This window comes from Brevundimonas albigilva (assembly GCF_023503965.1).
GTDB classification, from domain to species: Bacteria; Pseudomonadota; Alphaproteobacteria; order Caulobacterales; family Caulobacteraceae; genus Brevundimonas; species Brevundimonas albigilva.
On sequence record NZ_CP097298.1, the window covers coordinates 2,114,818 to 2,134,505 of the forward strand.

Annotated in this window: 14 protein-coding genes and 3 pseudogenes; 4 read left to right on the forward strand and 13 right to left on the reverse strand. The window is 69.4% G+C overall.

All coding sequences use genetic code 11. From position 1 onward, the window contains the following. Positions 1 to 81: 81 nt before the first annotated feature. The 8 genes and pseudogenes from odhB to MU852_RS11345 all read right to left on the reverse strand — a co-directional run bounded on the left by odhB (position 82) and on the right by MU852_RS11345 (position 12,104). A complete protein-coding gene (gene odhB / locus MU852_RS11310; protein WP_249749664.1) occupies positions 82 to 1,608 on the reverse strand; it encodes a 2-oxoglutarate dehydrogenase complex dihydrolipoyllysine-residue succinyltransferase in 1,527 nt (508 codons plus the stop codon). Positions 1,609 to 1,647: 39 nt separating this feature from the next. Further along, positions 1,648 to 4,659: pseudogene (locus MU852_RS11315) on the reverse strand (2-oxoglutarate dehydrogenase E1 component). Positions 4,660 to 4,882: 223 nt separating this feature from the next. After that, positions 4,883 to 5,786: pseudogene (gene sucD / locus MU852_RS11320) on the reverse strand (succinate--CoA ligase subunit alpha). A 17-nt stretch (positions 5,787 to 5,803) separates the two neighbouring features. After that, positions 5,804 to 6,478, reverse strand: a complete 675-nt coding sequence (locus MU852_RS11325) for a PIN domain-containing protein (protein WP_249749665.1) — start codon at positions 6,476 to 6,478, stop codon at positions 5,804 to 5,806. A gap of 73 nt (positions 6,479 to 6,551) precedes the next feature. Further along, positions 6,552 to 7,100 (reverse strand): hypothetical protein, encoded by a 549-nt coding sequence (locus tag MU852_RS11330; RefSeq protein ID WP_249749666.1) that lies wholly within the window; start codon positions 7,098 to 7,100, stop codon positions 6,552 to 6,554. Beyond that, positions 7,100 to 8,290: an ADP-forming succinate--CoA ligase subunit beta gene (gene sucC / locus MU852_RS11335; protein ID WP_249749667.1), complete on the reverse strand. Its 1,191-nt coding sequence runs from the start codon at positions 8,288 to 8,290 to the stop codon at positions 7,100 to 7,102. Before sucC ends, MU852_RS11330 begins: the two co-directional genes overlap by 1 nt. 86 nt (positions 8,291 to 8,376) lie before the next feature. Further along, positions 8,377 to 9,747: a spinster family MFS transporter gene (locus MU852_RS11340; RefSeq protein WP_249749668.1), complete on the reverse strand. Its 1,371-nt coding sequence runs from the start codon at positions 9,745 to 9,747 to the stop codon at positions 8,377 to 8,379. Between the two features lie 128 nt (positions 9,748 to 9,875). After that, a complete protein-coding gene (locus MU852_RS11345; protein WP_249749669.1) occupies positions 9,876 to 12,104 on the reverse strand; it encodes a TonB-dependent receptor in 2,229 nt (742 codons plus the stop codon). Positions 12,105 to 12,281: 177 nt separating this feature from the next. On the opposite strand from MU852_RS11345, the gene MU852_RS11350 reads away from it, so the two are divergent. From MU852_RS11350 to MU852_RS11360, 3 genes are read left to right on the forward strand one after another with little or no spacing between them, the layout of a single operon-like run. Next, entirely contained in the window at positions 12,282 to 13,040 is a 759-nt protein-coding gene (locus MU852_RS11350; protein ID WP_249749670.1) for a TetR/AcrR family transcriptional regulator, read from the forward strand. Further along, positions 13,037 to 13,594, forward strand: coding sequence for a hypothetical protein (locus MU852_RS11355; RefSeq protein WP_249752002.1), 558 nt, complete (start codon positions 13,037 to 13,039; stop codon positions 13,592 to 13,594). Before MU852_RS11350 ends, MU852_RS11355 begins: the two co-directional genes overlap by 4 nt. Beyond that, positions 13,567 to 13,797, forward strand: coding sequence for a LytTR family DNA-binding domain-containing protein (locus MU852_RS11360; protein WP_249751936.1), 231 nt, complete (start codon positions 13,567 to 13,569; stop codon positions 13,795 to 13,797). The genes MU852_RS11355 and MU852_RS11360 overlap by 28 nt, the downstream gene beginning before the upstream one ends. 3 nt (positions 13,798 to 13,800) lie before the next feature. Here the strand turns inward: MU852_RS11360 and MU852_RS11365 are convergent, their stop codons facing one another. Then, positions 13,801 to 14,316: a COG3650 family protein gene (locus tag MU852_RS11365; protein ID WP_249749671.1), complete on the reverse strand. Its 516-nt coding sequence runs from the start codon at positions 14,314 to 14,316 to the stop codon at positions 13,801 to 13,803. 79 nt (positions 14,317 to 14,395) lie between these two features. On the opposite strand from MU852_RS11365, the gene MU852_RS11370 reads away from it, so the two are divergent. After that, positions 14,396 to 15,523: a DNA cytosine methyltransferase gene (locus MU852_RS11370; RefSeq protein WP_249749672.1), complete on the forward strand. Its 1,128-nt coding sequence runs from the start codon at positions 14,396 to 14,398 to the stop codon at positions 15,521 to 15,523. Positions 15,524 to 15,530: 7 nt separating this feature from the next. On the opposite strand, the gene MU852_RS11375 is transcribed toward MU852_RS11370, so the two are convergent. From MU852_RS11375 to MU852_RS11390, 4 genes and pseudogenes are all read right to left on the reverse strand, one after another. Continuing rightward, positions 15,531 to 15,722 (reverse strand): hypothetical protein, encoded by a 192-nt coding sequence (locus MU852_RS11375; RefSeq protein WP_249749673.1) that lies wholly within the window; start codon positions 15,720 to 15,722, stop codon positions 15,531 to 15,533. 95 nt (positions 15,723 to 15,817) lie between these two features. Next, positions 15,818 to 16,177: a DUF1318 domain-containing protein gene (locus MU852_RS11380; RefSeq protein WP_250201569.1), complete on the reverse strand. Its 360-nt coding sequence runs from the start codon at positions 16,175 to 16,177 to the stop codon at positions 15,818 to 15,820. Between the two features lie 31 nt (positions 16,178 to 16,208). Further along, positions 16,209 to 16,396, reverse strand: a pseudogene (locus MU852_RS11385) (YnbE family lipoprotein). Between the two features lie 82 nt (positions 16,397 to 16,478). Then, positions 16,479 to 19,667 (reverse strand): intermembrane phospholipid transport protein YdbH family protein, encoded by a 3,189-nt coding sequence (locus MU852_RS11390; RefSeq protein ID WP_249749674.1) that lies wholly within the window; start codon positions 19,665 to 19,667, stop codon positions 16,479 to 16,481. Between the last annotated feature and the right edge of the window lie 21 nt (positions 19,668 to 19,688).

A 19,688-nucleotide genomic window follows, 5' to 3' on the forward strand; every position in this document is an offset into this window, starting at 1 on the left:
CGGCTGTAACGTCCCGAAATGAGAAAAGGCGGCGATCCCATCGGACCGCCGCCTCCAAGACACAATCGCTGATATGCGACCTTACAGGTCCAGCAGGGCGCGCTGCGGGTCTTCCAGCAGTTCCTTGACGCGGACCAGGAAGGTCACGGCTTCCTTGCCGTCGACGATGCGGTGGTCGTAGCTGAGGGCCAGGTACATCATCGGGCGGATCTTGACCTCGCCGTTGATGGCCATCGGGCGCTGGACGATGTTGTGCATCCCCAGGATGCCCGACTGCGGCGCGTTCAGGATCGGCGTCGACATCAGCGACCCATAGGTGCCGCCGTTGGTGATGGTGAAGGTGCCGCCCTGCAACTGGTCCAGGCTGAGCGAGCCGTCGCGCGCGGCCTTGCCCAGGGCGGCGATGCCCTTCTCGATGCCCGCCAGATTCAGCGTGTCGGCGTCGCGCAGGACGGGCACGACCAGACCCTTCTCGGTGCCGACGGCGATGCCGATGTCGTAGTGGTTCTTGTAGATGATGTCCGTGCCGTCGATCTCGGCGTTGACCGCCGGAATCTCGTGCAGGGCCGCGATGACCGCCTTGGTGAAGAAGGACATGAAGCCCAGCTTGACGCCGTGGCGCTTCTCGAAGGCGTCCTTGTACTGGCTGCGCAGGGCCATGACGTTGGTCATGTCCACCTCGTTGAAGGTGGTCAGCTGGGCGGCGGTGTTCTGCGATTCCTTCAGGCGACGGGCGATGGTCTGACGCAGGCGCGTCATCTTGACCCGCTCCTCGCGCGGCTGGTCGGCGCGGGGCGCGGCCGGGGCGGCGGCCGGGGCGGGCGTCGGCGACTGGCCGATAGCGGCGATGGCGTCGGCCTTGGTGATGTTGCCCTTGGGGCCGGTCGCGGCGATCGACTTCGGGTCCAGGTTGTTCTCGGCGACCACGCGCTGGACCGCCGGGGACAGGGTGTCGTTCCTGGCGCCCGAAACCTGGGCCGATCCCGTGTTGGCGGGGGCGGCGGCGTGGGCCTGGGCGGGGGCGGGGGCTGCGGCGGACGGCGCGGCGGCCGAGGCGTCGCCCGATGCGGCGACAGAGCCGATCTTCTGGCCCGGGGTCACCGTCGCGCCCTCGTCGGCGGCGATGGTCAGCACGCCGTCGGCCGGGGCGGAGACCTCTACGGCGACCTTGTCGGTCTCGATCTCGACCAGCAGTTCGTCCTTCTTGACCGCTTCGCCGCTCTTCTTGAGCCACTTGCCCATCGAGCCCTCGGCCACGCTCTCGCCCATGGTCGGCACATTGATGTCGACGGCCTCGGACGCCGCGGCGGCCGGCTTGGCCTGCTTGGCGGGGGCGTCCTTGGCCGGGGCCGACTTGGCCGGCGCGGCGGCGCCGCCTTCGGAGACGGAGCCCAGGACGGCGCCCGGCGTCACCGTGTCGCCCTCGGCGGCCTTGATGTCGCCCAGCACGCCATCGGCCGGGGACACGACTTCCTGTGAGACCTTGTCGGTCTCCAGTTCGACCAGCAGTTCGTCCTTCTTGACCGGATCGCCGACCTTCTTGGTCCATTTGGCGATGGTGGCTTCGGTGACGGATTCACCGAGGGCGGGGGTCAGGATGTCGGCCATGTCGGGTCCAGCTGTCTTTCGGTCGGTCTTGCGGGCTTATCAGGCGAAGGCTTCGTTGGTGAAGGTCTCGAGTTCCTTCAGGTGCCGGCTCATCAGGCCGGCGGCGGTCGAGGCGGAGCCGGGACGGCCGACGTAGCGGGCGCGCTTGGCCGCCACGTCCAGCTTGTCCAGCGTCAGTTCGATCCACGGATCGACGAAGGTCCAGCCGCCCATGTTCTTGGGCTCTTCCTGGCACCAGACCACTTCCGCCTTGGGGAAGCGGGCCAGTTCCTTGCGCAGCGACTGGATCGGCCACGGATAGAACTGTTCCAGGCGCAGGATATAGACGTCGTCCACGGCCTGGCCGTCCTTGGCCTTCTTCTCGCGCGCGTCCAGCAGGTCGTAATAGACCTTGCCCGAGCACAGGATGACGCGGCGGATGTCCTTGTCCGCCTTGATCTTGATCCCGGCGATCTCGGGCCGCGTCTGGGCGTCGTCGTGCAGCACGCGGTGGAAGGACGAGCCCTCCGCCAGGTCGGCCAGGGCCGAGGTCGCCTTCTTGTGACGCAGCAGCGACTTGGGCGTCATCAGGATCAGCGGCTTCCTGAACGACCGATGCATCTGGCGACGCAGGATGTGGAAGTAGTTGGCCGGGGTCGTGCAGTTGGCGACCTGCATGTTGTCTTCGGCGCAAGCCTGCAGGAAGCGCTCCAGGCGGGCCGAGGAGTGTTCCGGGCCCTGGCCCTCGTAGCCGTGGGGCAGCAGCATGGTCAGGCCGCTCATCCGCAGCCACTTGCGTTCGCCCGAACTGATGAACTGGTCGATCACCACCTGGGCGCCGTTCACGAAGTCGCCGAACTGGGCTTCCCACATCACCAGCGTGTTGGGGTCGGCCAGCGAGTAGCCGTATTCGAAGCCCAGCACCGCCTCTTCCGACAGGGCCGAATCGATGACCTCGAAGTTGGCCTGGCCCTCACGCAGGTTGTTCAGCGGGACGTAGCGCTCCTCGGTCGTCTGGTCGATGACGCCCGAATGGCGCTGGGAGAAGGTGCCGCGCACGGAATCCTGGCCCGACAGGCGCACCGGGAAACCTTCGTCCAGCAGGCTGGCGAAGGCCAGGCTCTCGGCGGTGGCCCAGTCCAGGCCCTGGCCGGAGGCGATCGCTTCGCGCCGGCCGTCGATGACCCGCTTCAGCGTCTTGTGCATGTCGACGCTGTTGGGAATGGTCGTCAGCCGGTGGCCGAGGTCCTTTAGCGTCTCCAGCGGCACGGCGGTTTCGCCGCGCTGCTCTTCCTTCTGCGCCGCCAGCCCCTTCCACTGGCCGTCCAGCCAGTCGGCCTTGTCCGCCGACCAGGTCTTTCCGGCGTCGAACTGCTCGTCCAGGAAGGTCTCGAACCGCTCGATCTCGGCGTCGACCTCGGCCTGTGTCAGGACGCCCTGCTCGACCAGGCGCTTGGAATAGATCTCGCGCGTCGACGGTTGCGCCTTGATCTTTGCGTACATGATCGGCTGGGTGAAGGTCGGATCGTCGCCCTCGTTGTGGCCGAAGCGGCGGTAGCAGAACATGTCCACCACCACGTCCTTGTTGAACTTCTGGCGGTATTCGGTGGCCACCTTGGCGGCGAACACCACGGCCTCCGGGTCGTCGCCGTTCACGTGGAAGATCGGCGCCTGGACCATCAGCGCCACGTCCGACGGATAGGGCGACGAGCGCGAGTTGCGCGGGCTGGTGGTGAAGCCGATCTGGTTGTTGATGACGAAGTGCAGGGTGCCGCCGGTGCGATAGCCCTTCAGCCCCATCAGGGCGAAGCATTCGGCCACCACGCCCTGGCCGGCGAAGGCGGCGTCGCCGTGGATCAGCAGCGGCACGACCTTGGAGCGGTCCAGCGCCCACTGGCCTTCCGGCACGCCTTCGTTGGCCTCGCGGATGTCGAACGCCTGCTTGGCGCGCGCCTTGCCCAGGACGACCGGGTTGACGATCTCCAGGTGCGACGGGTTGGCGGTCAGCGACAGGTGGACGTGGTTGCCGTCGAACTCGCGGTTCGAGCTGGCGCCCATGTGGTACTTGACGTCGCCCGACCCCTCGATGTCGCTGGGCACGGCCGAACCGCCCTGGAACTCGTGGAAGATGACCTTGTAGGGCTTGCCCATCACGGCGGCCAGCACGTTCAGGCGGCCGCGGTGGGCCATGCCCAGCACCACCTCGTCGACGCCCAGGGCGCCGCCGCGCTTGATGACCTGCTCCAGCGCCGGGACCATGGCCTCGCCGCCGTCCAGGCCGAACCGCTTGGTGCCGGGGAAGCGCTTGTGCAGGAACCTCTCGAACCCTTCGGCCTCGATCAGCTTGTTCAGGATGGCCAGCTTGCCTTCCTTGGTGAAGCCGTTCCGCTCGAACTTGTCCGGCCCTTCGAAGCGCTCCTGCAGCCAGGATTTCTCCTCCGGCTCGGCGATGTGCATGAACTGGATGCCGATGTTGCCGCAGTAGGTGCGCTTGAGGATGTCCAGCACCTCGCGAGATCGTGCCGGTCTGAAGGCCCAGCACGCCGTCCAGGAAGATCGGCCGATCCAGGTCTGCGCCCGAGAAGCCGTAGAATTCCGGCGTCAGCTCCGGGTTCTCGATCGGCTGTTCGATGCCCAGCGGGTCGAGGTTCGCCGCAGGTGGCCGCGCACGCGATAGGCGCGGATCAGCATCAGGGCGCGGATGGAATCGTGGGCGGCGGCGCGGACGTCGTCGACCGACACGGCGGCGCCGGCCGAGGCGGCCTGGGGCGCGGGCGCGGCGCCGGGCTTCTTCGGATCGGGCTTGGGGGCGGGCCAGCGGCCGTCGAACACCGCCGTCTGCTCGCTGGGCTCGGTGACGGCGGGACGGCCCCATCCGCCGGCGGCGGCCGAGGCCTTCACGCTGGCGGCGTTGTCGCGAAGCTGGTCGAAGAAGGTGCGCCACTCCGACGAAACCGAGCCGGGATCATTGGCCCACTTCTCGTGGAGCTCCTCGATATAGGCCGCGTTCGACCCGTAGAGGAAAGAGGTCTCGGCAAAGACCTGGTTCAGCCGACCCGCATCGTCCGCCATCGTTCTCGTCAGTCCCTTGGAGCCCTTCCGGACACATCTCCGTGAGGGCGCGCCCGTCATATAGGCGTCGTTTCTTCATGGGTCATGACCGAAACGGGGCAATTGGGTGAGAAATTGGTCGCAGCCGCAAAGAAAAACGCCCCCGGCGCGAACCGGGGGCGTTCCTGCCGGTCTGACCCGGCATTTTTGATGCGCGACGCGCGACGGCGCCCGATCGGGCCTCTTAGCCCTTCAGCACTTCAACCAGGGTCTTGCCCAGGCGCGCCGGCGAGGGCGAGACCTTGATGCCGGCCGATTCCATGGCCGCGATCTTGGATTCCGCATCCCCCTTGCCGCCCGAGACGACGGCGCCGGCGTGGCCCATGGTGCGGCCCTTGGGCGCCGTGCGGCCCGCGATGAAGCCGGCCATCGGCTTCTTGCGGCCCTTCTTGGCCTCGTCGATCAGGAACTGGGCGGCGTCTTCCTCGGCCGAGCCGCCGATCTCGCCGATCATGATGATGGACTCGGTCGCGTCGTCGGCCAGGAACATCTCCAGCACGTCGATGAATTCGGTGCCCTTGACCGGGTCGCCGCCGATGCCGACGCGTGGTGGTCTGGCCCAGGCCCTCGTTGGTGGTCTGGAACACGGCCTCATAGGTCAGCGTGCCCGAGCGCGAGACGATGCCGACGTTGCCCTTCTTGAAGATCGAGCCCGGCATGATGCCGATCTTGCACTCTTCCGGCGTCAGGATGCCCGGGCAGTTCGGGCCCAGCAGACGCGAGTTCGACTTGTCCAGGCGCGCCTTGACGCGGACCATGTCCAGCACCGGGATGCCCTCGGTGATGCAGACGATGAAGGGGATCTCGGCCTCGATGGCCTCGATGATGGCGTCCGCCGCGCCGGCCGGCGGGACATAGATGACCGAGGCGTCGGCGCCGGTGCGCTCCTTGCCCTCGGCGACCGAGGCGAAGATCGGCAGGGTCTCGCCCTTGGAGCCGGTCCAGGTCTCGCCGCCCTTCTTGGGGTGGATGCCGCCGACCATCTGCGTGCCGTAATAGGCCAGCGCCTGTTCGGTGTGGAAGGTGCCGGTCTTGCCGGTCAGGCCCTGGACCAGGACCTTGGTGTCTTTGTTGACGAGGATGGACATGGCGTCTCGCTTGTTGGTTAGGCGGGAAGGAAGGGGTTTTCGACGCGGACCGACCCGTAGGTCTGACCGTGGCTCAGGTCTTCGGAATACAGCACCTTGGCGCCCAGGCGCTCGGCGGCGGCGACGATCGCGCCGTCCCAATAGGAGAGCTGGTAGCGACGGGCGTTGTCGATCCCGGCCACGACCACCTCGGGCGTGATCGGCTGGCAGGGTTTCATGGCGACGACGCGCACCCACTCGCGGGCCTTGTCAGGCGACAGGGGCGTGGCGCTCTTGCGAATGGCGTTGTTGTAGAATTCGGCCAACACCTGGCCGGAGGTGCAATAGTCCTCGGTCAGCACGATCTCGCGCGCGCGCTCCCACCGGTGACCGGCGTGGTCGCGGCCCAGGGCGGCGTACAGCAGCACGTTGGTGTCCAGGAAGACGTCAGAATTCGCGATCAAACCGGGGCTCGCCGCTGTGTAGGTTTCTTCTCGCGTGGGCGGACGCCAGCCCTCGCCGCCACGGCCTTCCGACTCGTCGATCAGCTTCAGCAGGGCCTCGCGCGCCTCGTCCTTCGACTGTTCCTCGGCGACCAGCCGGGTCAGGAAGCCGCGCACCATCTCGTTGACGCTGGTCCGTTTCATAGCCGCCAGCACCCGCACCTTGTCGAGGAGGTCGTCGTCGATGGCGAGAGTCAGGTTGCGGGTCACACGTCCGATTTACACGGGTTATGTGGAGCACGCAATCCGTGGACGCATCGGCGGTCGGAGCACGAGGCGCCCGTCAAGGCGTCGGAGCGACGGTTCTCGTCCAGGTAACCTCCATCGTGTTCTGGCGCCGTCGGTACTGACCCTCGATCTGATCGCCATCCCTGCTCCACCAGGCCGTCTGAAAGTCGGCATCGGGATCACGTCGGACAATCGGCCTATTCAGGGTCATGCCCAGCCGGTCCTCGGCGACCTCGCGCAGAGGGTCCCGCCACCCTTCCTGCAAGACACCTGACACGCGACAGATCACGGCCCCGGGATAGCTCACGGAGACCACCGATCCCGTGCCGCTGCTTGAAGCGCTGCCAGCCGAATAGGAGAAGAGATAGATCGTGCTAGAGCCGACGGCGTAGGCGTCGGCCCAGTCGACCCTGTCCGAAACCTGACCCTCGGCGACCGGGACCTGCGGCCAATCGCGTGTGTCAGCGATACGCCGCAACGCCGCGCGATCTCCGGCGATCAAGGCGCAGGAGTCCGCGAACACGGCCACGACCGGGGGCGCAGCCTGGACTTCGCCGGTCGGTGCGCCGGCGGCGATGACCAGCATCGCCGCCTGACTGATCATCAGCCGACCGCCTTCACGATCTTCTGGGCGGCGTCGTCCAGGTCGTCGGCGGCCTGGATGGTCAGGCCGGACTCGTTCAGGATTTTCTTGCCCAGTTCGGCGTTGGTGCCTTCCAGGCGCACGACCAGCGGCACCTTCAGACCGACTTCCTTGACCGCGGCCACCACGCCCTCGGCGATGACGTCGCAGCGCATGATGCCGCCGAAGATGTTGACCAGGATGCCCTCGACCTTGGGGTCGGCGGTGATGATCTTGAAGGCCGCCGCGACCTTGTCCTTGCCGGCGCCGCCGCCGACATCGCAGAAGTTGGCCGGCTCCTTGCCGTACAGCTTGATGATGTCCATCGTCGCCATGGCCAAGCCAGCCCCATTGACCATGCAGCCGATGTTGCCGTCCAGGGCGACATAGGCCAGGTCCCACTTGGAGGCCTCGATCTCCTTGGCGTCCTCTTCGGTCTCGTCGCGCAGTTCCTTCATGTCGTCGTGGCGGAACAGGGCGTTGCCGTCGAAGCTGACCTTGGCGTCCAGGACGCGCAGGTGGCCGTCGGTCATGACGATCAGCGGGTTCACTTCCAGCAGGGCCATGTCCTTGTCGACGAACGCCTTGTAGAGCGCCGGGAACAGGGTCTTGGCGTCCTCGGCCGCCGGGCCTGTCAGGCCGTAGGTCGAGACGATCTTGGCCACGTCGGCGTCGGTCACGCCCGTTTCCGGGTCGATGGCGACGGTGATGATCTTTTCGGGCGTGTCGTGGGCGACGGCCTCGATGTCCATGCCGCCCTCGGTCGAGACGACGAAGGCCACGCGGCCGACCGAGCGATCGACCAGCAGCGAGCAGTACAGCTCACGGTCGATGTCGGCGCCGTCCTCGATGTAGAGGCGGTTGACCTGCTTGCCGGCGTCGCCCGTCTGGGCGGTGACCAGGGTGTTGCCCAGCATTTCCTTGGCGTGGGCGACGACCTCTTCGATCGACTTGGCCAGGCGAACGCCGCCCTTGGCGTCGGCGCCCAGTTCCTTGAACTTGCCCTTGCCGCGCCCGCCGGCGTGGATCTGGGACTTCACGACATAGAGCGGACCCGGCAGCTGCTTGGCGGCGGCCTCGGCCTGATCGGCCGAGGTGATGGCCACGCCCTGGGCGACCGGGGCGCCAAAGCCCTTCAAGACCTGCTTGGCCTGATATTCGTGAATGTTCATGGGGGACCACCGCAACCGCTGCTGGGAAAGTTGCGGGGCTTATAGGCCCCCCGCATTCGCAGGTGCAACAGGGGGCGGTCGCGACTCTAGTCGACCCAGTCCTTCTTTAGCGTGCGCGAGGCTCCGATCAGCAGGGCCGAGGCCAGCAGATAGAAGCCCATACCGGTGTAGATGGCCCAGCGCAGGCTCTCGTCCCCGAAGGTGGGACGAAGCAGGTCCGACATCCAGCCGAAGTAGAAAATGCCCACGGCGATGCCGAGCAGGTTGTTGATCAGCAGGAACAGGGCCGAGGCGGTGGTGCGCATATTGGCCGGGACCAGATGCTGGACCGAGGCGGTGATCGGCCCCAGCCACGCCAGGTTCAGCCCCGTGGGGATCAGGAAGATGACGAAGGCCAGAGTCAGGGCGGCGGCGCCATTGGCGTCCCCGCCCGGCAGGACGGCGCCGATGATCGCGCCCGAGTTCATCGCCAGCAGGAAGCAGGGCACGGAAATCAGGAAGGCGATGGCCGGCACCAGCGGATAGGCCCCGCGCGAGGCCCGGCCCAGCCGGTCGGCGACGGCGCCGCCCAGCCAGATGCCGGTCAGACCGCCGACCAGGGCGATGCCGGAATAATACCAGGCCGTCTCGGCCAGGGTCAGGCCGAAGCTGCGCTGGAAGAAGCTGGGCAGCCAGGCGGCGACGCCGTAGCCGCAGACCGACGAAGCCGCCGCGCCGAACGACAGCAGCCAGAAGCTGGGCTTGGGCAGCAGGGTCTTCAGCACCTGGCCGAACGGCGGGGCCTTGGGCGGCGCGGCGACCATGTTGGCGACGGGGGCGGGCGCCGCGGTCTCGACCGGGACGGGCTCGTCCATGCCGCCGCGCTTGGGATCGCGCACGGTCAGGCGCAGCAGCGGCGCGGCCAGGACGCCCAGCAGGCCGACCACGATGAAGGCGGTCCGCCAGCCGTAGGTCGCCGCCAGCAGGCCGCCGACCAGGGTGCCCGCCGCCGTGCCGATGGGAATGCCGAAGGCGTAGGCCGCCAGCGCCCGCGCGCGCTGCGACTTGGGGAAATAGTCGGCGATCAGCGAATACGCCGGGGCCACGCCGCCCGCCTCGCCCACGCCGACGCCCATGCGGCACAGGAACAGCTGGCCGAACGATCCCGCCGCGCCGCACAGGGCGGTGAAACCGCTCCAGACCGTCAGGGCCGCGGTCATGATCCAGACGCGGCTGAACCGGTCGGCCAGCCAGGCGATGGGGATGGCCAGGGTGGAGTAGAGCAGGGCGAACGCCAGGCCGCCCATCAGGCCGAACTGGGCGTCGGTCAGGCCGAACTCGGCCTTCAGCGGCGTGGCCAGGATGCCGACGATCTGCCGGTCCAGGAAGTTCAGCATATAGACGAAGATCAGGACCGCCAGGACATAGTAGCGGTAGCCCGAGGCGGGCGCGGCCTCGCGCGACGGTGCGGTCGTCATCGGCGTTTCCCTTCGATCATTCGTGCGATCGTTCTTGTCTTGTCGGGGGCGAGGCTAGCCATAAGCCTCGCCGGAAAGCAAAGGGCGGCGGCCTTGCGACCGCCGCCCCCATGTCGTTGCGCGTCGGGTCAGAACTTGACCGTCAGGCGGGCCGAATAGGTCGTCGGCGGACCGTAGAAGGCGCTGATCGAGTTGTTGTAGGTCGCGCCGGGGAAGCTGTAGGCGCCGACCCGGTAGCGGACGTCGGTCAGGTTGCGGCCGAACAGCCCGATCTCCCAGCGCTCGCTGGGCGCGGTCCAGATCACGCTGGCGTCGGCCAGGACATAGCCGTCCTGGTCCAGGATCGGATCGGGAATATCGAACAGATGGTAGTCCGACCGATAGGACAGCGACGGCGTGACCCGCAGTTCGCCGCCCATGATGTCGCCACGCCAGGTCATGCCGTAATAGGCCGACCATTCCGGAGAGTTCTGGGGCTCGCGCGTGTCGGAGATGTCGACCGGCGTACCGGTGACCAGGGTGATGAACTCGTCGAACTCGTTCTTCAGATAGCCGACCGAGAAGTTGGCGGTGATGTCGTCGGTCAGGAAGGCCGATCCCTCCAGCTCGAAGCCGTAGATGGTCGAGGCGCCGACGTTGTCGACCACCGAGGCGATGCCGACGGCGGGCGGGGTCGCCACCTGCTGGGTCGTGATCTGCTGGTCCTGATAGTCGGAATAGAAGACCGCGGACGCGAACGACAGGCGCCGGTCGAAGGCCGAACCCTTCAGGCCCAGTTCATAGGCGGTGACCGTCTCGGGCTGATAGCCATTGACCGTCTGGGGCACCAGGGCGGCGTCGCCGCGCATATCCCAGCCGCCCGACTTGAAGCCCTGGCTGACCGAGGCGTAACCCGTGATCTGGTCCGAGAAGTCGTACGAGAGGCTGGCGCGCGGCGTGAACTTCTCGAAGGTGTCCGATGCCGTGTAGTCCGTGCGAACCGCGAACACCGGGCGGTCAACGCCGCCGGTGAACGGCGTGCGCGTGGCGCCCAGGTAGAACAGGCGCAGGACCGAAGCGTCCTTGTCATCCTTGGTGTAGCGGCCGCCCAGCGACAGATGCAGTCGGTCGGTCAGATCGTAGCTGAAGTCGGCGAACGCCGAGAAGGATTGGGTGTCGACCGAACCGGCGGCGGCGATCGACAGGCCCAGGTTGCCGGCGATGGTGTCGAAGGCGCCCGACGAGGTGCCGTCCAGATAGAACAGACCGGCCACGCCCGACCAGCGGTCGCCGGTGAACAGGGCCTGGAATTCCTGGGTGAACTGGTCGTCGGAATAGATGGCCGGGATGTCCAGGGTCGGGTTCGGCGTCTCGTCGAAGTCGATGATCGTCTGGGTGTCGCCCGAACGATAGGCGGTGATCGACTTCAGGGTCAGCCAGTCGTTGACGCGGTATTCGCCGGTCAGCGACACGCCTTCGGTGACGACCTTCTGCTCGCCCGTGATGCCGGCGTAGGTGTCGTATTCGCTGGCCGGCGGCGTCCACAGGCCGTCGGTGGAGATGACCTCGCGGTGGCCGTGACGGGGGGCGGAATCGTCTTCCACGCGATCCCAGGCCAGGCGGAAGAACAGGTCGTCGCTGGGCGTCCACTCCGCGCTGGCGCGATAGGCCATCACGTCCTTGTCGTACTGGTCCTCGCCGGTGAACAGGTTCTCGCCGTAGCCGTCGTGATTGTAGCTGGCGACGGCGGCGCCGATGGCGAAGGTGTCGCCCACGGGAAGGGAACCCGACAGCAGGAAGTTGTGCTCGTCATAGCTGCCGAACTCGGCCCGCGCCGTCAGGTTGGGGTCTCGGTCCAGGCGCTTGGTGACGTATTTGATCGCGCCGCCGATGGTGTTGCGGCCGTACAGGGTGCCCTGCGGCCCGCGCAGCACCTCGATGCGCGAGATGTCGAACACGTCCAGCACCGCGCCCTGCGGGCGCGCGACATAGACGTCGTCGATATAGAGGCCGACGCCGGGTTCGAAGCCCCACAGCGGATCCTGCTGGCCCACGCCGCGGATGAAGCTGATCAGGGTGGAGTTGGAGCCGCGCGCCACCTGCACCGTGGCGTTGGGCGTCTGCTGTTGCAGCGCCGTGATGTCGACCGCCCCGGTCTGCTCCAGGCGCTCGGCGCTCAGGGCCGAGACGGCGACCGGCACGTCCTTCAACTGCTCGTCGCGGCGACGGGCGGTGACGACGATGTCCTCGACCGTGGCCGTGGACTGATCCGCATTGGCCGCCTGGGCGGCCGCTTCGGCGTCCTGGGCGGCCGAAGCCCCCGCGAGCACGCCCCATGCCGCGCCGGCCAGCAGCGCGCACTTCACATGACGATTCATGGTCCTAAACCCCTTTGTCGTTTCCAGCCCGTTGACGCTTTTATTCAGCGTTCAATGATTTTCCCGAACGTGACCCGCTTTCGCGTCCCTGTCAAACCTTTGCGGTGAAGCGGCGTCAGGTCCTGCGGGCGGCGTGGCGCCGTTGCACCGGACGCGGCCCCCGCCTAAGCCTGTGGCATGAGCAAGCCGGACGCCGCCATCGCCGCCCGCCCCGTCGCCGCCGCCCGCCGCAAGGCCGCCGCGGGCGCGGCGCCCGCCCGCCGGGGACGTCCGCCCAAGGCCCAGGCCAAGGCCGCCGGGGAGACCCGCGACCTGATCCTGGACGCGGCCGAGGACCTGTTCTCCAAGCATGGCTTCTATGGCGTCACCATCCGCGAGGTGGCGCGCGAGGCGGGCGTCGACACCGCCCTGGTCCACTACTATTTCGGCGCCAAGCGCGACCTGTTCGATGCGGTCTTCCTGCGCCGGGCCGAGGTGTGGAACAGCGAGCGCGTCGACGCCGTGAACCGTTACGCCGAACAGGCCGGTTCGGACATGACGCTGGAGGGATTGCTGGACGCCTTCCTGCGCCCCCCGTTCGAATGGTCGCTGAAGGGCGGGCCGGGATGGAAGCACTACGCGGCCCTGGTGGCCCAGGCCAACGCCAATCCCACCTTCGGCGGCGAGACGATGGCGCGCTATTTCGACCCGGCGGTGCGGCGCCTGATCGAGCTGATCCGCCAGGTCCTGCCGGGCGCGCGGGAAGTCGATCTGTACTGGGCCTATCACAACCTTTCGGGCGCCCTGACCCTGACGCTGGGCGAGACGGGGCGTCTGGACCGGTTGTCGAACGGCCTGTGCCGTTCGGGCGATCTGGAAAGCGCCGGCGACTACATGGTCCGCTTCGCCGCCGCGGGCTTCCGCGCCGTCTGCGCGCCCGGGAGCGATCGCCCTTGAGCCTGGCGGAGCGGCTGCGGCTGAAGGACATGGCGCGGGGGCTGGCCACGGCCGCGGCGGGCGGCCTGCTGCTGGCGCTGACCGGGGCCTTCGAGACCGGGCGCGTGCCGCTGGGGCTGCGGCTGTCCTACTGGATTCCCGTCATGGTGGGGGGCGGGCTGTGGGGCCACGCCTGCTCGTTGATGCTGGACCGGATCGTCGCGCTGGACGAGCGGCCCTGGCTGTCGGTGGTCCTGTTGACGGCGGTGATCTCGGGTCCGCTGTCGGTGGTCGTCTGGGCGGTGACGGGGCCGGCGCTGAACGGGGGCATGATGCCCCTGTCGCACCTGCCGATGATCGCCTTCTATGTGGTGACGATCACCGCCGCCATCAGCGCCGTCAACGTCTTCGTCACGCGCGCGCGTCCGGTCCAGACCCATGCGCCGGGTCCGGTCGACCGGACCGCATCGCGCTTTCCGGAGCGTCTTCCCGCCCGGTTGAGGGGGCCGCGATCCGGGCGGTCCAGGCCGAGGATCACTATCTGCGCATCCACACCGACCGAGGGTCGGACCTGATCCTGATGCGGCTGTCCGACGCCCTGGAGGAGCTGCAGGGTCTTGAGGGCGCGCAGACGCACCGCAGCTGGTGGGTCGCGCGCGAGGCGGTGCGCGACGTGGCGCGCAGCGACGGTCGTGCTGTTCTGACGCTGGAGGGCGGCCTGACGGCGCCGGTCAGCCGCCGCTACGCCCGGGCCCTGCGCGCCGCCGGCTGGTACTGAGGCTCAGCCCGCCGCCGGTTCGACGACCGGACCGGACTCGCCGCCGGCCATGATGGCGGCGGTGGACGCCGCGCAGCCGTTCAGCGTCTGGTCGCCGATCTCGACCCGCGCCGTCAGCGGATAGGTGCGGTCGCTCATCCCGTCCGAACATTCGGTGGCGATCAGGCTGACGTTCAGCGGCTGGTTCAGGCTGGTCGTGGTGGTGAAGGTCGCCACCGTGCCCTGCACCGTCACCCCGCGGTTGGGCGCGCGCTGCTCGGGCTGGTCCATGCGGGTGTAGATCAGGGCGTCCGGCGTGATCTCGACGCTCCAGAAGGGCTCGGTTCCCAGGACGCGCACCGGTCTCGACAGGTCCACGCCGCCCAGTTCGGCCGACGTCTCCGGCGCCGGCGCGGGCTTGGGCGCGTTCTCCTGCCGGTCGTAGCATCCGGCCAGGGTCAAGCCGGCCAGGACCAGGCCCACCAGGGTCAGGGTCGGCGGCAGGGCGCGGGCGCGCTTGCGAAGCGTGATCGGGGGCATGGCGAGGTCCTCTCTCAGACCCGCAGGTGTGCAGCCCGCCGGCCTCGGTCAAGGGCGCCGGCTGCGCTATGGTCGCCCCATGTCGATTCGTCCGACCGTATTCGAGTTCTTCGCCGGCGGCGGCCTGGCGGGTCTGGGGCTGGACGGCGCCGGCATGGGCGGGATGGATGTCGCCTTCGCCAACGACATGGATTCCATGAAGTCCGCGGCCTTTCGGGCCAACCATCCCGGCACGGCCTTCCGCCAGGGCGACATCTGGGCGCTGACGGCGGCGGACCTGCCCGGGCGGCCGGATCTGTGCTGGGCGTCCTCGCCCTGTCAGGACGTCAGCCTGGCCGGCGCGCGCGGCGGGCTGGAAGCGGGTCGGTCGGGCGCCTTCTGGGGTTTCTGGAAACTGATCCAGGAGTTGCAGGCCCAGGGGCGGGGTCCGCGCGTCATCGTGCTGGAGAACGTCATCGGCCTGCTGACCTCGGGCCAGGGCCGCGACTTCGCCGCCGTGTGCGCCGCCATGGTCCAGGCCGGCTATCGCGTCGGCGCCTTGGAGATGGACGCGGCGCTGTGGCTGCCGCAATCGCGGCCTCGATTGTTCGTGGTCGCCGTGCAAGGCGAGGCGCCGCAGGCCGCCGGACCGATCGCGCCCTTTCACAGTCCCCGCGTGGTCGCCGCGCACGACCGGCTGCCCGAGGCGGTGCGCGCGGCGTGGGCCTGGTGGTCCTTGCCCACGCCGCCCCGGCGCAATCTGGATCTCGCCGCCGTTCTGGAGCCGGACGAAACGGCGGGCTGGCTGGACGACCCGGAGGCTGTGCTGTCCCTGGCCGCGCCGCTGCACCGGGCGCGGATCGCCGCCGCCGTCGCGTCGGGACAGCGCCGGGTCGGGGCCGCCTATCGTCGCGTGCGGGTGGAGAACGGCCTCAAGGTCCAGCGGCTGGAAGTGCGGTTCGACGGCCTGGCCGGCTGCTTGCGCACGCCGGCCGGCGGCTCGTCGCGACAGTATGTCGTGGTCTGCGACCAGGGGCGGGCGCGGGTGCGCCGCCTGACGGGGCGTGAAGCGGCGCGGCTGATGGGGGTGTCGGACGACTATCGCCTGCCGTCCAGCGAAAGCGCCACACTGAAGCTGATGGGCGACGCCGTCGCCGTGCCGGTGGTCCGGGCCCTGGCCCAGGGGCTGCTGCTGCCCGCCCTTCAGGCGAGCCGCGCCGCGGCTTGATCGGCCGTCAGTCGTCCTCGCGGCCGGGATCCAGGCGGTTGTCCACGCGGTCGTCCCACCCCTCGCGGTTCGACTTGAAGGCCAGGGCCATCAGGACCCAGGTCAGCAGCACCGTGCCGACGACGCCCAGGGTCAAGGCGATCCAGCCGTGCAGCGTCAGGTCGCCGCCGCCCATCAGCGACCAGGCGACGTTCAGCAAGGCGGTCGCGACGGCGGCGACGAACCGCCAGCCAGCAACGCCGCCAGCAGAAGGCGGACGATCCGGTCACGCCCGGGACCGCGCATCGGATCGGCCTAGCGCTGGACCCACTGGCCCTGGGGGTTGCGATACCACTGGCCGGACTGGATGCGCGGCAACAGTTGGCTTTCGAACATCCGGGCCCCGGCGACGTCGGCGCTGGTGCCGGCGTCGGCGGCGCTGCGGGCGTAGGCGGCGCGACGGCCGCTGTTGGTGGCGTCCACGGCCGCGCGCAGGGCGGCGTCCGAAGACGAGGAGCGGAAGCCGAGGTAGCCGTCGGCCTGTTCGCCGACCACGCCCTGGGCCTTGGCCTGGTCGATCATCGACTTCTGGGCGGCGGTCTGGGCCACGGCGGCGCCGGCCACGCCCAGCGCGGCGACGGCGGCCCCGATCACGAAGAGCTTGCGGAAGGTCATGTCAGCCTGTCCTTTCAAAAGAGCGAGGCGATCAGAAGAGGTTCGGATTTTCCTGGAGCAGTTGCTGCAACTCTGATCCAGGCGAACGCGAACGTCGGCGTCCAGTTTCGCATAGATCTGGATCGGCGCGACTTCCAGACGGATGGTGGGGGCGCAGGCCGAGACGGCGACGACCGCCGCTCCAAGGCCGAGGCCGGCCAACTGCCGCTTGGTGATCATGGCGAAGGCTCCGTTCGGCCAAGGTTGAAGGATGTTCTAGCACGTCCGGCGGTGAACGGCGGCTGAATGATGGCGACGTCCGTCATGGGCGGCTGGCGTCTTCCTCGGCCTGGCCCTGGCGGGCGCGGTTGACCGCCATCAGGTCGCCGATCAGTTGGTTCAGGTTCAGCGTCGTGTCCAGCGTCAGGTCGATGCCGGTGTCGGACGGCAAGGGCAGGGTGCGGTTCAGGAAGCGCCGGCTGATCAGGTCGCTGATCGTCAGGCGCAGCTCCTGCCGCTGGGGCGGATCGTGGCGGCCCCGGATGTGGAACAGCACGGCCATGCGGTCGTCGTCGCGGCTGTTGACGTCGGCGGTCAGCACCTCGAACGCCAGGTTCTCCATCGCCTGGTAGGCCAGGTCCTCGACCATGCCGGGCGGCACGGCGTCGCCTCCGCCGCCCGCGTCCACATCGGTCAGCACCTCCCGGCTGATCGACAGCCGACCCGGCTGGACCGCGACCAGCGATCCGCCGACGACCTTGAAGCCGGTCCTGGGGTCGGAGGTGAAGGGCAGGCGGCCGGAGACCAGGGCGTCCAGCTTGACCTTGTCTCCGAAGCCGGAATCGGAAACCACCTGGCCCAGTTGCACGCGGTCCAGCACCACTACGCCGCTGTATGGCTGCGTCGAGTCCAGCGGGATCGAAAGCGGCTCGACGGAGACGAAGCCGCCCGCCGCCACGCGCGCCCCGGCGACCTCCAGGGCCGTCGGCGTCAGCGAGAAGGTCAGGTCCAGGGCCGTCGCGTCGGTCGCCGTGTCCAGCCGGTCGATCGTCAAGTGCTGATCCGGCGCCGTGACCAGCGGCGTCAGGCTGGTCAGGACGATGTCGCCCTTCAAGCCTTCGATCGGTCCCGCCGGGCTGACGAAGTCCAGACCGGGCACGGTCAGGCGGCCGCTCGAGGTCGGTTCGGCGTCCTTGGTCCAGTCGAAGCGCCCCTCGAAGCCGACCGATCCCGTCACCGGCGACTGGACGAAGTCGTCCAGCAGGGGCGACAGGTCCGACGGTTGAAGCCCGTGTTCGGCGAAGACGATCTGGGGGGTGTGGATGCTCAATCCCCCCGCGCCGGTGCGGCCGTCGTGCGCCAGGGCCAGGTCGCCCAACGCCGCGCCCGCGCGGCTCAGGTCGAAGGCGCCGGTCCAGCGTTCGCCCGCCAGGCGCGCCTGGCCCCGCGCCGTGAGCGGATGGAAGCGCCGCGGGTCGGTCGCGTCGACGACGCGGGCGTCGCCCACGGTCGCCGTCAGGCCGATCCCCGCGGGGCCGCCGTCCACCGCGACCTGGCCGGCCACCTGTTCGAACCGCATTCCCAGGAACGGCGCCTGGGCCTGCGCCTCCTGGAAGGCGCCGCGCACGCGCCAGACGCCTTCGCGCGAGGCGAACAGGGGGCCGTCCTGCGGGCATAGCCGGCCGGCGATCTGGTGGACGTCGTTCTCGTCCAGCTCCAGCCGGTCGACGGTCAGCCCGATGCAACCCTGCGGCGCATAGGTCAGGGTTCCGTCCGTCAGGGCCAGCCGGCCCGCCGTCCGCGCCTTGACGCCGCGCGCCAGGTCGAAATCGAGCGCGGCGCGGCCGTCCAGTCGCGCCTCGAAGCCGCCGGGCGTCAGGCGCCATTCCGGCACGGCGACGTCCAGTTCGGGCAGGCCGCGCCCGCGCGTCGCCTTCAGCGCCAGGGCGCCGCCGCCCAGGCGGCCCGGTTCGGCCTGATAGACGGCCTGTCCCGACGGGCTCACCGTCAAGGCGCCGCCGTTCATCGGCCGAAGAACGGCGGGCCGGGCCAGGTTGACGCGCGTGCCCTCGCTGCCGGTCTCGATGGCGAAGGCCGGGGCGTCGAGAGCGAAGGCCCCCAGCGCCCGCTTGATCTCCGCCAGGTCCGGCAGGTCGTCGCCCGCGACCGGCCCGAACAGCGGCCACGACGCCTCCGCGGACCGCAGGCCGCCGGTCAGCCCGATCCGCATCGCTCCGTCCTGGACGAGGTCCAGCGCCATCCGGCCCCGGGCCTGGCGCAGGGTCAGGTCGGCGAAGCCCAGCGCGTCGAAGGCGACGTCGGCCTGGCCGGTCGCCTCCACGGCCGCGCCGCGTCCGCCCAGGCTCAGGTCGCCGATGCGGATGTCGGCGCCGCGCGCCTGGGCCTCTCCGCTCCGGGCGGAGGCCGCGGTCAGCCGGAGCGGCGTGTCCACGCTCCAACGCAGGTCGTCGTCGCGGGCCACCACCAGGCGGCCGCCATCGGCCTGGGCGGCCAGGCGGGCGACACGGAGGTCCAGCCCCTCGACGGTCTCGGCCTTGAGGTCGAGGTCCTGGCGGCCCTCGATGCGGAAGGTCTCCAGCCACCCGGCGGTCCGCCCGTCGAAGCGCCAGGCGACATCGGCCCGGCGGGCCTGAAGACCCGTTGGGCCCAGGCTGTCGGCGGTCAGCCGGGCGTCCAGGATCGCCCGGCCGTCGCCGCGGCGCGTCTTCAGGTCCGGATAGGGCAGGTCGCCCTGCAGCGTCAGCCGCGCTGTCCGGCCGGCCGCCGCCGGAGCGTCGAAGGCCGCCGCCGTCGCCGCAAGGGTCACGGCCACGCGGTCGCCGCGCGTGGCCAGGTCGATGCGCCCGCCCAGGCCCTGCGCCTGGATGTCGCCGCTCTTCAGCGCGGGCGCGGCCACGTCCGCGGCCAGGCGCATCAGCTTGCCGTCGTCCAGGCGCGCATCGCCGCGCACGGTGATCTGTCCGTATTCGGTCTGGACGCGGGCGCGGCCGTCCTCGACGATGACCACGGGCGCGCGGGAATCCGGGCGCGGCGGCTGTCCCGTGAACTCCTTCAGGACCGGGTCCAGCGCGCCCAGCGACAGCTTTCCGTCACGCCAGGCGGCGCGCACCACGGGGCGCACCAGCCGGATGCGGCTGGGCGTGACGCCCAGGCCGGCGCGGGACCACGGCAGGCCGACCGCATAGTCGACCTCGACCCGTTCCACGGTCACGTCGGGGTTGGCCGGATCGCCGATGCGGATACGGCCGACGAAGCCGTCCAGCTCTATCCGCTCCACCTCGACCTCGGCCGGAACGCCGCGCTGGTCCAGCCAGCCCACCAGCGCCTGCCGCGCCGCCGCGCGGCGGTTCAGGTAAAGGGCGGCCAGCGCCACCGCCGCGATGATCAGCACGACCAGCAAGGTCGCGCCGGCCCGCCGCGCCAGGCGCGCCGAGCGGGGCGAGGGCGGACGCCCGGGGGCGGGCTTCGGATCGGCCGGGGCGTCGGTCAAGCGATTGGCGTCAAGCGAGAG

Coding starts and splice junctions, on each gene's coding strand:
- odhB (WP_249749664.1), bottom strand. CDS start 1,608: ATGGCCGACATCCTGACCCCCGCCCTCGGTGAATCCGTCACCGAAGCC.
- MU852_RS11330 (WP_249749666.1), bottom strand. CDS start 7,100: ATGATCAGTCAGGCGGCGATGCTGGTCATCGCCGCCGGCGCACCGACC.
- sucC (WP_249749667.1), bottom strand. CDS start 8,290: ATGAACATTCACGAATATCAGGCCAAGCAGGTCTTGAAGGGCTTTGGC.
- MU852_RS11340 (WP_249749668.1), bottom strand. CDS start 9,747: ATGACGACCGCACCGTCGCGCGAGGCCGCGCCCGCCTCGGGCTACCGC.
- MU852_RS11345 (WP_249749669.1), bottom strand. CDS start 12,104: ATGAATCGTCATGTGAAGTGCGCGCTGCTGGCCGGCGCGGCATGGGGC.
- MU852_RS11350 (WP_249749670.1), top strand. CDS start 12,282: ATGAGCAAGCCGGACGCCGCCATCGCCGCCCGCCCCGTCGCCGCCGCC.
- MU852_RS11365 (WP_249749671.1), bottom strand. CDS start 14,316: ATGCCCCCGATCACGCTTCGCAAGCGCGCCCGCGCCCTGCCGCCGACC.
- MU852_RS11370 (WP_249749672.1), top strand. CDS start 14,396: ATGTCGATTCGTCCGACCGTATTCGAGTTCTTCGCCGGCGGCGGCCTG.
- MU852_RS11380 (WP_250201569.1), bottom strand. CDS start 16,177: ATGACCTTCCGCAAGCTCTTCGTGATCGGGGCCGCCGTCGCCGCGCTG.